The 15,884-nt window shown below is 53.1% G+C and carries 6 protein-coding genes; all 6 read right to left on the bottom strand.

The window, feature by feature from the left end; translation table 11 throughout:
* Positions 1-2,321, bottom strand: a 2,321-nt coding sequence (locus H5T67_06220; protein ID MBC7244915.1) for a TIGR03663 family protein, incomplete at its 3' end; no start/stop codon positions are given.
* Between the two features lie 37 nt (positions 2,322-2,358).
* Entirely contained in the window at positions 2,359-4,104 is a 1,746-nt protein-coding gene (locus tag H5T67_06215; protein MBC7244914.1) for a glycosyltransferase family 39 protein, read from the bottom strand.
* 73 nt (positions 4,105-4,177) lie between these two features.
* Positions 4,178-6,769, bottom strand: a complete 2,592-nt coding sequence (locus tag H5T67_06210; GenBank protein MBC7244913.1) for a hypothetical protein — start codon at positions 6,767-6,769, stop codon at positions 4,178-4,180.
* Between the two features lie 101 nt (positions 6,770-6,870).
* The gene (locus H5T67_06205; GenBank protein MBC7244912.1) at positions 6,871-11,625 is read right to left on the bottom strand and encodes a glycosyltransferase family 39 protein; all 4,755 of its coding nucleotides are present in this window, start codon (positions 11,623-11,625) and stop codon (positions 6,871-6,873) included.
* Positions 11,626-11,662: 37 nt separating this feature from the next.
* Entirely contained in the window at positions 11,663-13,753 is a 2,091-nt protein-coding gene (locus tag H5T67_06200) for a glycosyltransferase family 39 protein (protein ID MBC7244911.1), read from the bottom strand.
* Between the two features lie 16 nt (positions 13,754-13,769).
* Positions 13,770-15,791 (bottom strand): glycosyltransferase family 39 protein, encoded by a 2,022-nt coding sequence (locus H5T67_06195; GenBank protein MBC7244910.1) that lies wholly within the window; start codon positions 15,789-15,791, stop codon positions 13,770-13,772.
* Positions 15,792-15,884: the final 93 nt, after the last annotated feature.

The following is a 15,884-nucleotide window of genomic DNA, read 5'->3' as shown; positions in this document are numbered from 1 at the left end:
TCGTTGAACTGCCCTGCCCCTGTGCCAAAACTGCCCCAGGTCAGCACCGCCGAAACTTGAATGCGCCGCTTCTCGTATTCATCCTCAGGCAGTTCAAGCCCTATGCCTGCCACCTCAGGCCCATAGTCCCACAACTGCGCCGCAATGTCCTTGCGCACGTACAAGGCAAAGCGATGAACATAGGGCCACGATGTAGTGGATTGCGGATATTTGCGCGACCAGATGATATCCCACCAGAACTTACGCCTGGCTGGGTCGCGCAGATCGCTCCATATCTTGCCAGGAGTGAGATTGGAATACACATCTTGGTTGGGCCACCAGATAAGCCGGTAGTCTCGTCGTAGATACTTTGCAGTGAGTTGGGATTTCAGCTTGGACTCGTTCTCAGGGCCAATGATGACCACCTGCGCATCGCCTGACAGTCCTGTATCACCAGTGAAGAAAATGGCATTACGGTAATCCCGCAGGTACCAGACAAAAGGCCAACTGGATTCGTTGTCGTATGCCACCTTGAGATCCTTGTCGCCGGCAAGACGGCTCGACATCGCATCCAGTTCGTGCATCACTGCGCTTGTGTCGGGAGTCGAATCGGCGTACATCAGAAACTCGGTCGCATAGTCCTGATTGATAAAGGTGAGCATCCAGGCAAAGCGCACGGTTACCGCTGCCAGTACGACGAAAACCGCTGCTAGAATCATCCGCTCCCATCCACTTCGGCCCAGCGTTCGCCCAAAGCGGTACATCAAAGCCACAGCAATCAGCAACAGCACCAGAGACAACAGCCAACGCAGTGTCACCTCGAGCTGAACAATGGTCATGCCGCTGAACGGGCGAATTGATCCCGTCAGAGTAGAGAGCAAGACTAGCAAAGAGAAAAAGGCGATAGGCATCAATACCATCACATGCCCCGCTCCTTGTGCTAGCAACTTGCGCCAATCAGTGGATTCCCACATCTTACCGATGAACCAGCCCCCTAGCAATCCCAGCGGCAGGACCAAGTGCATGTTCTGCCAAGGCATTTTTTCACCCGCCCAGGTCCAGATGGCAAAGTTCGTCAGCGTCCAATACACGAGGAATGGCACGAATGCTTCTGTTCCATCCCTTATCGCTGCGCTCACTGGTGCCTCCTCCCGCTTAGCTACCCTGCGCCTGCGCCCTACTTGTACTGGTGCAGGGGCTATGGTCACCTGCTGCCCCCGTTCTGCCATCGTCTTGGGCAACCGACGCCATGTCCAGAAGTAATACACGATAGCTGCTCCCGACAGCAAAGAGGGCAAAAATTCGTACAGTGCATTCAGGAAAAAGAAGTAGTACCACGGCTGCCCGCCGCGCCGTACTCCTTGCTGCGACAGCCAGTATCCCAACATGCCCACCATGCCGGTGGCAATGCCGCGCGTATTGGTGAACAATGTCGTGTAAAAGAGAATGAAGATGACATAGTAGATTGCGGCACAAGTCAGCCAGACCTTGCGCTTCCACCACACCCCGATGGCTATCGAAACAGCCAACAATAGCAGCACCACGGTCCCCGTACGCACAATGCCAGTCGAACTATAGTCCAGGGGATTCCACTTGAACACACTGACAACCACAGGCGCAATGAGCGGTAGAGCCAGAGTCCCCAACAACAATATAATATCAAAGACTGGGTGCCCCTTCAGTTCCTTCAGTGGCTGCCGTGTGCGCACCCACTCCAGCAGCAAATACAGCACCCAGAAACTGCCGAAAATAGCGCCATAAATGAAAGCAATTGCCTTGCTGCACATCGCCACCGCTAACGCACCCGCTGTGATGTACAGCCAACGCTCCTTCCGGTCCCTCAGGTAATGGAAGAAACAAATCACCATGACCAACTCCGCCACCATCAGCCAGATGTCATGGCGGAAGTAACGTCCGCGGTACATCAAGGTTGGCGAGATGGTGAGCAGGAACATGGCTGCGATCGCTCCTGCCCGTCCTAGCCACCTACGCAGCGGCCAGACCAACAGCACCAGAGCGATGCTGAACAAGGCAGGCGCGATGCGCGCCGTGGTGTCGCTAACGCCGAAGAGGAAGAACACAAAGGCCACCACATGGTAGCCAAATGGCCCGTGATAGACGGGATCGTGGCGATAACCCTGGCCGGTGAGCAATCTCCAGGCTTCCCAGGCATGCGTGCTTTCATCGTGAGAATAGGAACGATTGCCCAGGTCACACAGGCGTGTCAACACCAGCGCCAAGACAATGAGAAACAGTACCACTGTCTTTCCATTGAGTTGCAAAACAGAGAACAGCGGCTTGTCCAAGAAACTAGGTTCGGTAGCGGCTTGATCCTTACTCATCACTCCTCACTCATTACTCCTCATCACCTCTCATTCATCACTTCGCGGTCGTACCCCTGACCCAGAGCACAACCTCCTCTGTCTGTGGCGCAGCCAGTGCTGATCTCAATCCTATCCACCAACGTAGCCACTCAAGCAGTGGATATTTCCCACCGAGCCAAGCCGAGCGCAGCCCAAAGTGCAAACCAATGTACTTTGCCGGGGCTGATGCTCCAACTGGCAAGATCACCCCTGCACCTTCTAGCTCCGCGGGCATCCTGCTGCTATAACTCACCTGCTCAAAGTCGCGCAAGTACCAGCCCAAGGGAATCTCCAGGCGCTCATCCACTAGCCAGTTCATGGCGCGCGGATCGCCCTCGAGATGGCTGGACATCTCAGCAGCTTGCTCAGCCAGTTCCAGTATCTCAGGCGAGGTCGTCGTACCCACTATGGGCTCGCGTGGGTCGCGTGCCTGGATATAGTTCAAGCGCACCCCTGTGCGCACCAGCATCAAGAACAACAACAATAGCAACGAAAGACTCGCTGCGCGCAGTGGAATCTCAGACCCAGCCATGCTCCAGAACAGAGCGTAGGCAGAAACCATGAATATCACCAAGGCAGCAATACGCAGCAGATAAACGGATACGGCTACAGTCAAATAGCTCACGAGCTGCATGAAGACTGCAGCCGAGATCACCATGCTGAGTGCTACCAATACCCAAAACACGGGCTCTTTCATGGCCACCTGCAATCCACGCCATGTCCTTTCGATAGCCTGGCCTGCAGCTAAGACGAACGGCAATAGGACCAGCAACACACTATTCGGCGGACGATACCCAGGCACAATGGTGAACAGGAGAGCAAAGACCACCCAGTAGCGCAACAGAAGGGTGAAAGTATCACAACGTTTCCGCTCCAAGAGAAACCCAGCCAGTCCACAGAACAGTGCGAGGCTTTCGTAAAAGAACAGCAATAGCAAAGCGCGGTACCACGGAGATTGTCCCAGGAAAACGAAGCCGCCAAGCCACTGGCCCAACTGGTCTAGAGTCAACTGTAATCCCAAGGGATTGTATAGAAAGGCCAGGCCAAAAACGAGAAAAAGCAAGGCAGCCAAGGTCAGCGCCCAGCGCCAAGGAGATGAATCCGCAAATGCATCGCGCCAGACCTGACGTACTTCATCGAGAAGCCTGTCCTTAGTAAACCTGGCCCGAATGCGTAAGAAGATGGGAAACGTGAGCCACAGAGTGAGCACCGTATAGGACAAAGGGCCAGCCAGAAGAGCCAACATCACCAAAACGACTGCTGCCGGGATATGCCATGTTCGTCGTTCTTCCAGATAGCCCATGAAAACGACAAGCAGACCCAGCGCAGCAAAAGCAGCGATTACACTGCCCTCCACCGCTCTGGAGAAATAGGTAAAGCTAGGGGAAATGGCCAACAACAAAGCACTGGCTAGAGCACCTATGCGGCCCAGATAGCGGCGCAGTCCATATGGCAAGAGCACAAGCAGCGAACCAAACAGAACACACCACAGACGTGCTTGGCTATCGCTGCCACCCGTGAGGAAAAACAGCAGCGCATTCAGATGGAAGAGCAAAGGACTGTGCCCACGCAGGGAGGCTGGAAGACCTCGTGCAAACCGCCAAGCAGCCAGAGTCAGCGCTGCTTCCTGCTCCAGCAATGGCCAGCGCCCCAAAGCAAAGAGGCGCAATGCCAGCGCTAGTGCCAAAATCAGACCGTAGAGGCCCACTTCTACGGTCAACACAGACCATTTATCCGCTCGCTCGCTAGTCGTTTCCGTCATCCATGTACCCCTGTTTCTAAAGCTTCACATCGTTTGGCAGCACCTAACCCTGCAATCTACGTGCCTGCCGCAATCAACGTCGGTAGATGCGGACGTTACCTACCTCATAGACCTTCTCCAAAAAGCGCGCAAATCGTTCCGCGGTGTTGGGAGGCAAGTTGTATTTGCTCGTTTCCACCGGCCCCAAATAGACATAGCGCACATTGTATTGCTCCAACAGGGACAAGACCTGCTTGACATCCGTGCTCCGGTATATCTGCTCAATATCGGGCCGGCGCTTATTGGCTTCTATCGAGTTACCTCGCCATTGATGCTCATGAAAATCCCAGCCAAGGATGGTTGGCAAGCCAGTAAAGGCGGAAACCCAGGCTGTCTCCGTATAGGAGCCGCCCGTGGATTCAACAATATACGCCACACCCCGCACATTGGATTGCAACCACTTGATAGCGGCATAATCATCGAGGCGGGCATTCTGCAGAAAGGCCATGCCATCGAGCGTAGGTTTGCCTCGGAAACCTCCTGTCTTATTGGGAATGCCCAACAATGGATAGACCATTCCCACCAATACCAGCACAACGAAGGCAACTAGCCAGAAACCACGCAGGGCTGGGTTTGCCAGCAAGGATGGCTTTGCACGCCCAAGAATGTAGTAACTACCATAGGCTGCAGCAATCGCCATCATCACCCAGGCCTGGTAGTAGAATTTGAACACTGTGTTCATGCGTGTGCCGAACGAATCGCGCAAGTACACGAATTCCACGGCCAGAGTGAGCAAAAAGCCAATCCCTGCAACCAGATAGACAAATAACAGAGCCCTTTCTGAACGACTAGACTCACCCTGCCAAGAGCGCTGAACGAGGTAGAGCAGCGCTGCGATCAGGACCGCCAGGAGCAAAAACGTCCATGGGTTGGTCAAACGCATCCAAACGGCCTGGCGCAACAACCCCATCACACCCGTGCTTCCTATCAGTGCCTTTACCCGCTCATCGGCCAGCACGCCTTGCAGGAACTGCTTGCCCGCCGGAGTGAGCATAACGGAGAGAACAGCCAATACAATTAACAACAACGGTCCTACCACTAGCCACAGGAACCAGTTCAAGAAATCGAATGGGAATCTACGCCGCTCCTCAGCGGGCAAGGACTTCACGGTTCTGACCACCTGTAGCACAATGAGAGTTCCAATGACGAAGACAAACAGACCGAACATCAGCAGATACTGGTGTACCCGTGTGACATTGAACAACACGGGTAGAACACCCCCTGCCTGTGATTGAAAGCCCAGGTAAAAAGGCAAATAGAGCAAGACGGCTGGCACTATCAGAGACAAAGCAAATGCCACGGTTGATACCAGCCATCGCGCGCACTGATGAAAGCGCTGTCCAATGAAGAATGCTCCTAAGACTGCTACAAGATGAATCGGAAAATCCCACGTGTTCAAAAAACCTAATGCGCCTAGGCAAAAACCCGCGAGCACCAAATCAAAAGCACGAGTCTGCCACAAGAAGAGCAAAGAGTCGCGCAAGGCAAATAACGGGCGTTGCAAGGCAGATGTCTCGCGCTTCGAGCTGCGCTCCGGGTCATCTGCACTCTGCTTGCTGCTTCCCTCCTTCCGTTTCCTACCCCTTGCTGCCCGTTCCCTGCTCTCTGTTTTGATCCAATCCCTGGCTCCCAATAGCAAGTTGAGTGCCAGAGCCATAGCCAGCAGGACAAAGGGCAAAGCCAACACGTGTGGATGCATGTCCCCCAGCAGGAAGCTGAATTGGGGGAACTCATCAATTACCTCCATGTGGTTGCCATACAAATCGCGGTCATTCACGACACGGGAAGCTCGCCACCACCACCACATGTCGGTGGGAATCCAGCGATTGTTTATCGGTGCCTCCATCAGGCCATTGACGTCCAGCCATTTCCAAAATGACGGCGAGCCAAGTCCCCGCGTATGCAGAACCTCGAAAATGCCCTCCAGGTTCCCAATGACCACCATGAACAGTGGTCCCAGCAGCGCCCATAACAAAGAGGATATGCTTTCCTTTGCCCGCTGTCCTTTATCCGTCGCTACCAGGTTGTAGACCAGACTGAAGGAACCTGTGGCCGTAAGGGCGAAGAGCAACGCAATGGCGAGGTTGAAAGCAATGCTAGCCGCAACGCCTGATAACTTGGTCAGCAAAGCCATCAGCAAGTAACCAAAGTAGTAGTAACTGATGGCAAAGCCAGAAAGCCACGGATCGTGGGGTGGGAACCGCTCGCTGCGTAGGATGGCATTGAGAAAAGCAATCTCCATCGGCTTTTCAGTCGCTGCTATCTCCGGATTGTAAGCTCGCACCAGAACCCATCCGAAGAAAGCTACGGCAAAAACGAGTTCTGTAGCCAGGAATAAGCGCCAGTTTTGACGCAAAAACTTTGCCATGTCCTGGCGGTCACGGCGTAGAATCAAGAACGATGCCAGCCCCACGAGCAGCAACGTGAACAAGATCGCAGTGCGAGTGTTATGTAAAAAACCAAAGGAACATCCAATCCACAGCAGATAGCCTGTCAGCAACAAGCCTAGAGGGCGCGCGAAGGCATACCCTCGTTCCGGGAGATGACGGAAAAGGCGCAGCGTAATGGGCAGTGCGAGCAGCCCAATCACTTCCATAATCAGCCACCAGCTCAAAACCGCCAACATGATATCCTCCTGATGAGCGACGAGTTATCAGTAACGAGTGATAAGTACCGAGTCATTCCTTATTTCTCGCTCGTCACTCATTACTCATCACTTATCACGTATTACTGCTTCACCTCATAGATTCTGACTTGCTCATTGTAATACGCTAAATCCAGCAAACCCTCTGCGCGCATGCGCTCGAACTTGTCCAGTCCTGGCCCGGGATAGTAGATGCGTTCCACCTCGCCCACGTAGATGTAACGCACCTCATACTTGCGTATGATATCCATAGCCACTCCTGGGTCTGGGTCACTGTAAAGTCTCTGCACATCATTCAGCCGCGTATCAATCCAGGTGCCAGGCATTGCCGACCGTTGCTGCCTCTGATGCCAGCTCCAACCGATAATGGTCGGCAATCCGGTATAGATAGCCACTCGCGAACCCCAGCGATAGAGCCCGCGGGGTTCCGTATTGGCCTCGGCAATGACCGGGGAACCCTGCACATGATCGAGCAGCCAGTTGATGGCTTCGTAATCCCATTTCAACTCGACGAGCTGGCCGCCATCATTGTACACTGCGCGTTTCATATATGCCATGCCATCCAATGTGGGTCCTACCTGCGCGTCAAAACGATCGTTGATTTTTGCCTTGGTTGCGAAAATGGGGTACAGGGAGGCTAGGAAGAAAAGGAAAGCAAACGCAGCCCACCATAGATTACGGCGATTGAGATGCCATGTGCGCAGGCGTTCTGCAAGATAGCTCAGGCCTACTGCCGCGACAACGGACCAGAGCACCCAAATCTGCAGGTAGAACTTGAACACTGTGTTCATGCGTCCAATGTCACCCCGCAGCACGACCAGGTCAACACCCAGGCTTAGAGCCAGTCCTATACCAAACAGCAGCCAGACAAAACGCCGTTTAGGCTCCATGCGCAAACGCAAAACGATCATGAGCGTACCCAAGATCAACAATAGCACAAAGATATAGAACCATTCCTTCGATTTCACTAGCCAGGCGATAAGCAGCACCATGGGCACGATCACGGCCCACCCCAGCGTGTCGAATTCCCGGCCTTTGCGCACCAAGCGCTGATACAAGGCAAACAGCCGTGGTAAGCGGTCCCAATAACGCAGAGCGAGCCGTAACATGCGCGCAGCGCCCTGCCGTACCTCGCGCCCAAACAACTCAACCCCCATCCAGGACATGGTTGCCCACAGGAACAGGCCATGGATGGCTAGATAAGCACCTAACCCTGTGCGCGGGCCTTTCCAACGCTCAAAGCTGACATAGGCTGTAGTAAAACGAGAGAGGAACGGCCAGAAGAACACATAGCTCAAGAACAACACCACACCCGCACGCCAGGCCACTGCCCACAATCCCTGCAGGTCAATGCGTCCCCGCAGTTCGTATTCGCGCAAGGCAAGCGCGATGCACACCACCAGTAAATAGGTCGGATAGTCCCAGGAGTTAATAGGGCGCAATGCCCCTACCACAAGACCCATCGCACTCAAAAGCAGCATCTCGCCCCAATCTACCCTTTGCGACAGGACAAGCCAGGTGCGCCGTGCCAATTCTTCGATGTCCTTGGGCAAGGAAGTGAATCGTGCACGCCCCGTAGTTCTCCTGCGTGCTTTCTGCCTGATGACCGCAACAGCCAATCCCAACGCCAGCAATGTGAAGGGCAGAGCGATCAAGTGCGCATGCAAATCCGCGTATAGGAAGGTGAAGAAGGGGAACTCGTTGATCTCCCCATTGGGCATCACCCGCGAGGGATTCCAATAGGGCCATTCGGGTCGAATGCCGAGTCTGGCCTGGCCACTCAGCCAACGCGATAAACCAGAAAGCACCCGAAGCAAATCCGTAAGGTAAGGGATGGAACTCTTAACCGTTGTCGTGCCCATGTCGTGCAGGGCTTTCAGTGGCACCCCGATTTCGGCCAGATTCCCCAAGACGGCCACAAACAGCGCTGCTAAGAATCCCCATAATAGCGCTGGCTGCCACCATTTTTCGACGAGCGACGACAAACGGCCTAATCTAGAGTTTGGATTCCCTCTGGAACTGACAGACCTCGCCCCTCTGGGTTTGGTCAGGGTGAGATTGTAAACAACACAAAAAGCGCCCATCGCCGTCAGAGCCGCCAGGAGAGGAATAGCCAGGTTGTAAGCCACCCAAGGAACAATGCCAGTGAATTTGATTAGTGTAGCCAAGACGATCTGGCCAAAGTAGTAATAGTTCAGATATCCTCCCGCAAACCATGGATCATACGGCGGGAAGATGCTGCTCTTGATCACGGCATTGAGGTATGCAAAATCCATCGGTTTTTCCCCACCCATAATAGGATGCCAGAGGTCGGGGTTCCCGTAGCGAATGAGCAGGAAGAAAAGGAAGAAAAGCAGAAACAAACCCTCGTTGATCCAAATCAGCCGCTGATTCGCCTTGTCCCGCCAGAAGCACAGCAGTTGCTCCCGCCTCCTCCAGAAGATGAGCGCAGAGCCGGCAGCCAGCAGAAGCAGCGCAACTCCGATGGCGGTGCGGCTGTAGCCAGTCAGGCCAAGGTTGACCAACATCCAGGTCACCCAGGTGAGCAGCAAAATGCCCAGTGATTTGGACAGAATGTAACCGCGATCGGCCAGATTGTGAAAAATCACATCAGCAAGAGGCAGGGTAATCACGCCAAGCAGTTCCACCAACAGGAGCCAGAAGAAAACAGGCAGGGCATTGCTGAGACTATCGCGTTTAAAGATCGCAGACCAGGTGCCGCCTTTGCGCTGTATCTCCTTTTCCTCCTCTGTCATTTGCAGGCCATTCTTCCAGTCAGCGACTTGAATCGGCAGCAAACGCGCAATATTTTGCCAATCAATGCCCTCGGACAGCAGCTGGTGTGCCTTTTCCGGCGAATAGTTCGCTGTCTTCTTGAAAATCAACACCTTGGGGTGGTCATAAACGGTAAAAGACTCGTCCGCCTCATCATCTCTGAATTCGATGGGGCCTAGATTAGGACGAGAAGTGATTGTCTTAATTAACTCAAATCCCAGCTCGCCAGAGAATAGGTATTTGTAGTAGCGTGTGGTCATGGGATAGCGCATGGGCAAGCGCGGGATAGAAGCATACAGTCGGTTGCTGCTGAGGATGATGTAGTCAGCCTGATTCAACCAATCCATAAACCAGCCCAATTTCTCAGGCGAATCCTCGGCATAGGGATGCATCTCGATACCAATATAGGTGCCATCGGCAAAGCCGTTGCGCCCATCCACCCCTCCCCAGGGCAACCAATCCCCCCATGCTTCTCCAGTGATAGCCGAGCCCTTGGGAATGTTTTCATAGATCCAACGGGAAGCAGTTACCCACGTATGCGGTCGAGCATAGATGCGCGTGAAAGCAAAGGCCCACAGAAATGTTCCCACTGTTACGAAGAGCACAACCGCAACAGCCGCAGGCTTGGCCCAACGAAACTGCACCGAGCGTGCATGGTCCCAGATGTAAACGAGCAGGTAAGCGGCCATCAGAGCCATAAAGGGATAGAAGGGTACTAGATAGCGTGGATTTTTGATGAATTGCGTGGAATGGTAGAAAAAGGAGAAAGTGGTCCATGCCAGCGGAAGCAAATGCTGCAAGCGTTTGTGCAACAACTCATACCACGCTAAACCCCAACCTGCCCAACTAGCCAGACCCATGGGCACTCCAACCAGCCAGAGCACCATATTGGTCAAGGTATACAACACCGGAGGGCGTGCAGCCCACTGGTGGCTGGGATAAGAATCTGCCTTGCCACTGAGGATAGGAGACCAGTTACGCATGTCCCTCAACCAATTCTCCGACAACTTTAAGCCAAAGAAACCAGGACCTTGAAAAGTATAAGGTTGCGCAATGCGGAAGGCCACAAAAGCGCAGATAGCGCATGCTAGCGTCTTGACCGCCACATTGTAGGCTGCATCCAACCAGGTACGCTCTCGCTGCTGTGCCGGGACTGCGATAACCGGCTCGCTGTGTTCACTTGGTTCACTGTGCTCATTCGCGCGGGAATTCACCTTCAGAGCAATGCGCACACCACCAAAGTTCAACTCCCATTGTCGGCGGCCTGGAACTTTGACAGGTGGCTGCACCACTACGACCGGTGACCGATATAAATAGAGATGGTAGAGACGCCACAGGACAGCTAAGCCTATGACAATAGCGATGATCGCCACATTGATACGACAAGCAACAGCCAGGCCATAGCTAATGCCCATTCCGATGAAATCGCGCCAGGACCCGCGGTCTGCTACCCATACGGCGAAATAGAAAGTCAAAGCGACAAACATAGCAGCGAAGCTGTCCATAGTGAAGAAATGCGCTTGTTGGATATTGATTACCAGACAAGCAGAGAGAAAAGCAGCAAGGAGCCCAACCCGCGTATTGTATAGCTTATGCCCAATGAGGAACATCAGCAGTACAGTTACTAGGTCGAAGTTGGCCGCCAACACGCGTCCCAGAAGGTGGATGCGATCGCCACCTACGTGCAACACCTCGCCCAGCCACTTGGTCAGAAACAAGGGCAGTGTGCCATAGACAAAGCTGCTCCCACGATTATAAGGATTCAGCGGCGATACTGCTGTGTTAAAATACTCCCCCAGATTCTTGGGCAGCGAGAGGGATATAGCTACCATCCAGATATGACGCTCGTCGGGATGGAAATGCAGAGAATTATCCCAGTTCACACCAGTGAAGCGAAAAGCAACTCCCAATAGCAGGATCAGGACCAGGCATATTGGTACAAAATACTGGCTCTGCCCAAAGCCCTCCAAACGCCTGCGGGCCTCTGCAACCCATAGCCGCCATTTCTCTCTTGGGGGAGTTACGTTGCCCTCCACAGCCATTTCTTGCTCCTTAACGATCATTCTCTATCTTCTTTAATCTTCCCCCTGATGCCATCCTTTAGCGTTCAACGTAAACTAACACAAACGCAGGAGTGCCATCAGGGAAGAGATATGGCTTGGTTGTGCTATGCGCAAAAGCATTGCGCAGCACAAACAGCCCTTCCTGGTCAGCAGGATGCAATATGAAAAGCGCCCGTTCCGTGATCAGGGACAGCGGTGGTTGATTAGGGTCAAGTTTATCCAAATAGAAGTACGGATTCCACTCCTTTTCACTTTCCTGCCGCAAGTACATTAACAACGCCCGCCCATCAAACCAATGAGGCCATACCTTGATAAAGGACGATTCTGGATCGCCATAGGTTTCTATTTGCCGGGCCATCTCCTTGGCTACGGATACATTCTGCTTGTCAGGCAGAACATTGACAAAGTCGCGGAAATAAAAGCGCCGGGTCTCTCGATACTCGAACACGAGCAACAATACCATCGCGATTGCGGGCAATAGGAGGAGCAGGCCGCGCCTTCCCAGTTGCCAAACAAATTCATATGCACCCTCAAAAGATGATAGCCTGAGTTTAATGCGAAAATCCCAATCCGGGAGTTCACTGCTCAAATCTCTCAGACACCTGCCCACCACCGGCAAGGGAAGCGCAGCCAACACCAAACCTGGCCCAATAGTGCCTGAGGCACGAAAGATATTGGGCAGCTCGCGTGGCAATGCCATCAAGCCTGATGGCAGCATGAGCACGAAGAAAAAGGCCAAGAGGATGCCATTGTTCTCGTGGCGCCACCGGCGCAATGCGTAGAATGAACCAAGTACCAATAATACCCCGCTGACAAAACCAAAATGGCGAAATGCAGGTACATTGAAACGAGAATTGCCATCCCCATATACATTGAACATGAGCAAGGTGGTGCGCATGTTGTCCATCAAGAAAGATAGGTTCAGTCCTGTCCTACGTTCATCGCCTTTGAGCAATCGCGCCTGCAAGGCGGCGCGGGCGATATATTCCTTAGGGTTCTCCAAAGCATACCGAATCAACGGCGCATACACGACCAGGGCAACCGCAAACATGATAGCCAGCAAAGGAAGAAGAACACGCCACGGCAAGCGTCGCCCGCCTAGTATGAGCAGAAGCAAGGCAAGCACAAGTGCCCCAGGGACAAATAGATAAGGGAAATAGGTGTGGAAACCCAATCCAAGCACTAGCCCTGCCAAGGCAAAATCGAAAGGGCGGTAACTCTGCAACGCCCGCACAAAGGCATATAGCACCAAGATGGAAAAAAGCGGCAGGAGGATAACGCGAAAACCAGCACGACTGAGCACAATGTGCCAGCGATTGACTGCTAGCAGAAAAGCCGCACCAAATGCGACAGACTCCGGAAACAGCCTGCGTGCTGCTAAGTACAACGCCGGAATGGTCAAGATGCCCACCAGCGCAGAGGTTAATTTGAGCGAAAAGTGGCTTAATGGAGCGAAGCGAGCTACCAAGGCGATTAAATAGAAAAATAAACCCTCCCGGCCCAGATTCGCTGGGAAGAAAATGCGATATTCCCCGCGCAGAATGGACAGCGCATCGGTAAAATTATAAGGTAAATCCCAACCAATATCCGCAGGCACCACATCCAATTGCTGCAAGCGCAGCAAGGCTCCAACCAACATGGCTAATGCGAGCAATAGCCATTTGCGCGAAATGGCCACCGTTTTCCCAGTGGCGAGCGCCGTAACCCACTCGCCCAGCCTTGTAGGGCTATCATTCACATAGAGATAACCCATACACAGGCACAGCCCGCCAACCCATAACATGAGCCCGAGAGGGCGGAAACGATTGCCGCTAAAATCCAAGCAGCCCAGGAGTGCTACAAGCAGTGATACCGCTACTACCGGGCCAATGGCTTTGAGTTTTGTCAAAGCACGGGATACCGCTACTTCATCGGGGTTTGAGGATTCTTCCAGGGCCACGTTTCCAAACGCTAGAGCGAAAGCCACTGCAGCAACCCCATAAGGCAGGTATCCGCGGTAGTCCCTGACCTTGCGATCCAGATTTCGCTGAGCAAACACGGCAAGGACAAAGCAAAGAGCAGCAATCAAGATTACTGCGCCTATGCGACGACATGTAAACAAGCTAAAGCGCTGAGAATCTGCCGACATGGCTGCTATTCCTTTCTCACCACCGAGCCGGGGCAAAGAAAATCATGAAATTTTTGTCCGGGGAAAAAGCCTCGAAACGCATCAATTGACCGTTGGGATAGTGCTCTAGCAGCCACCTCTCCGCTTCTACATTGATGGGATTATAGATATACAACCGATTGCGCGGCTCGGCCAGATGGGGCTCCATATCGCTTGGCTGAAAAATAAAGTTGGCCCAGGTAATGTCCCCCAACACCAACGAGATCGCCCACCCATCAATCCAATACGGCGTACAGATGAGATAAGCATTCTGTATACCTCCGTATATATCGCCAAACGACTGAATAACGCGCGCCATATCCGTTGCGTTCCAGGCGGAGCGACGGTAGTGTTCACGATAGTCAACGAAATAGGTCTGGAAGTTGAGCCGTGCTGCTTGCCACAGCATCAATCCAACCAAGACAACCACGAGCAAGATGCCCATGCTACCGCGCAACGTTTGCACCACCCTCTTCGCCAACAGGTACACAGGCAAAGCCACCATTAAAATCACCACAGGAATGACCGCAGAAGCACGAAGGTTGCTGGGAACCTCTATAGGAAAAGCAATCGCTAGAGTGCAAGGCAAAAGCAAGATGAAGACGGACACGACAAGGTAAAGCGCGAGTGGCTTTCGTTTCACGAGCAGCAAGTAAAGCACGTACGCCGCTCCCAGGACAAACAATCCGCCACTGACATAGTCGAGCGCAGGTCGAAGGGGCACGCTCTCTGGCCAGGCGTCGTCTCCTATCCAATTGAACATCAAGAGGGTCCGTTTTACGTTGTCAGCAAAAACTTTCAGGTTATCACGCGGGCTTGAAACTTCCAGATCTGTTGTCCGGGTCAAAGCACGGTACCAATACATCTTGGGCTCATCGTACATATAACGAAGCATCGGCAAAAAGACCAGTGCTGAAGTAATGACCAGCAAAATAAAATGTTGCACAAAGCGCCCCAATTGGAACCCTGGTTCACGATCAACTAAAACCTTCAAGGCGCAGAGGACCACAATCAGCAGCGGCATGATGCGAAAAGCGTAGTAGCCATATAACCCCAATCCGAGGGACAACCCAGTGAGCAAAAAGTCATTGCGTTGCCTAGTGCGAAAGGCGCGGAAGAGAAAGTAAAGCGTGGCCGCAGTCCACAGCGGAGCAAGCACAATGCGCAGACCAATGCGGCTGATGATGACGTGCCAGTAAGAAATGGCGACAAAGAACGCCGCCAGGAGGCCGAATCGTTTATCCACCAATTCCTTGCCCAGGAAATACATGGGGATGACATTCAATACGCCGACCAGCGCCATGGTCAATTTCAGAGTAACAAAGCCATAGCCAAGAATCCGAGATAGAGCCGCCGTCAGATAGAATTGAGTGGGCTCACGCCCCGTGTTGCGCGGGAAAAAGATGCGGTACTGGCCCTGTAGGATGTCCCAGACATCCTTTGAAGCCTCGACATGGTCGGACTCTGGATCTATCGGGATAGCATCAATGCGATAGACACGGAAGAACAGAGCCAACAAAAAAATGCCCAGCAATGCCAACGTAACCCAGTGGGTTCGTATCACCAAGACACCAGCACGCATAAACTCTTTCACAGCATCAGCGCTGGGCAACTTGATGCTCAAAGAACGAGAGCGCACTTCCCATGTTGCTAGCAGCCAGGCGATGACAGCGCCCCACCAGCACAATACTCCACGCAGGGTAAAGCGGTTCTTGGCTAGGGAGACAAACGCAACAACCGCAAGCAAAACGGTCGCATATATCAGCAGTTGTTGCACGCGTCCATGAGTCAGAGTAATTCGCTGCGACTCTTGTTGAGGAGTAGCGCTACGGGGCCACAGTGCGGAAGACCCGCTTTCCTCTCGCGTCACCACGAGCAGGAAAAGCACTACCGCAAGGGCAATAAAGACCACCCCATCCAGAACATAGTCGCGCATAGCGAGGTGGCGCTGGCCATTGATTGCCAGCCATACAGCGACAAGGCTTAGGATACCCCATAGTGAACGCGTCCTAGATCTCAATCCATGACCTCCAGACAGTTTACGTCATTAATCCATTCTACCGTGTCTATGCGTGATTGACAAAATCACACAGCCGCTGCATAATTGCTATAT

This window comes from Chloroflexota bacterium, from assembly GCA_014360905.1.
In the GTDB taxonomy this organism is placed as follows: Bacteria; Chloroflexota; Anaerolineae; order UBA2200; family UBA2200; genus JACIWX01.
This window is presented reverse-complemented; position numbering and strand designations above follow the sequence as displayed.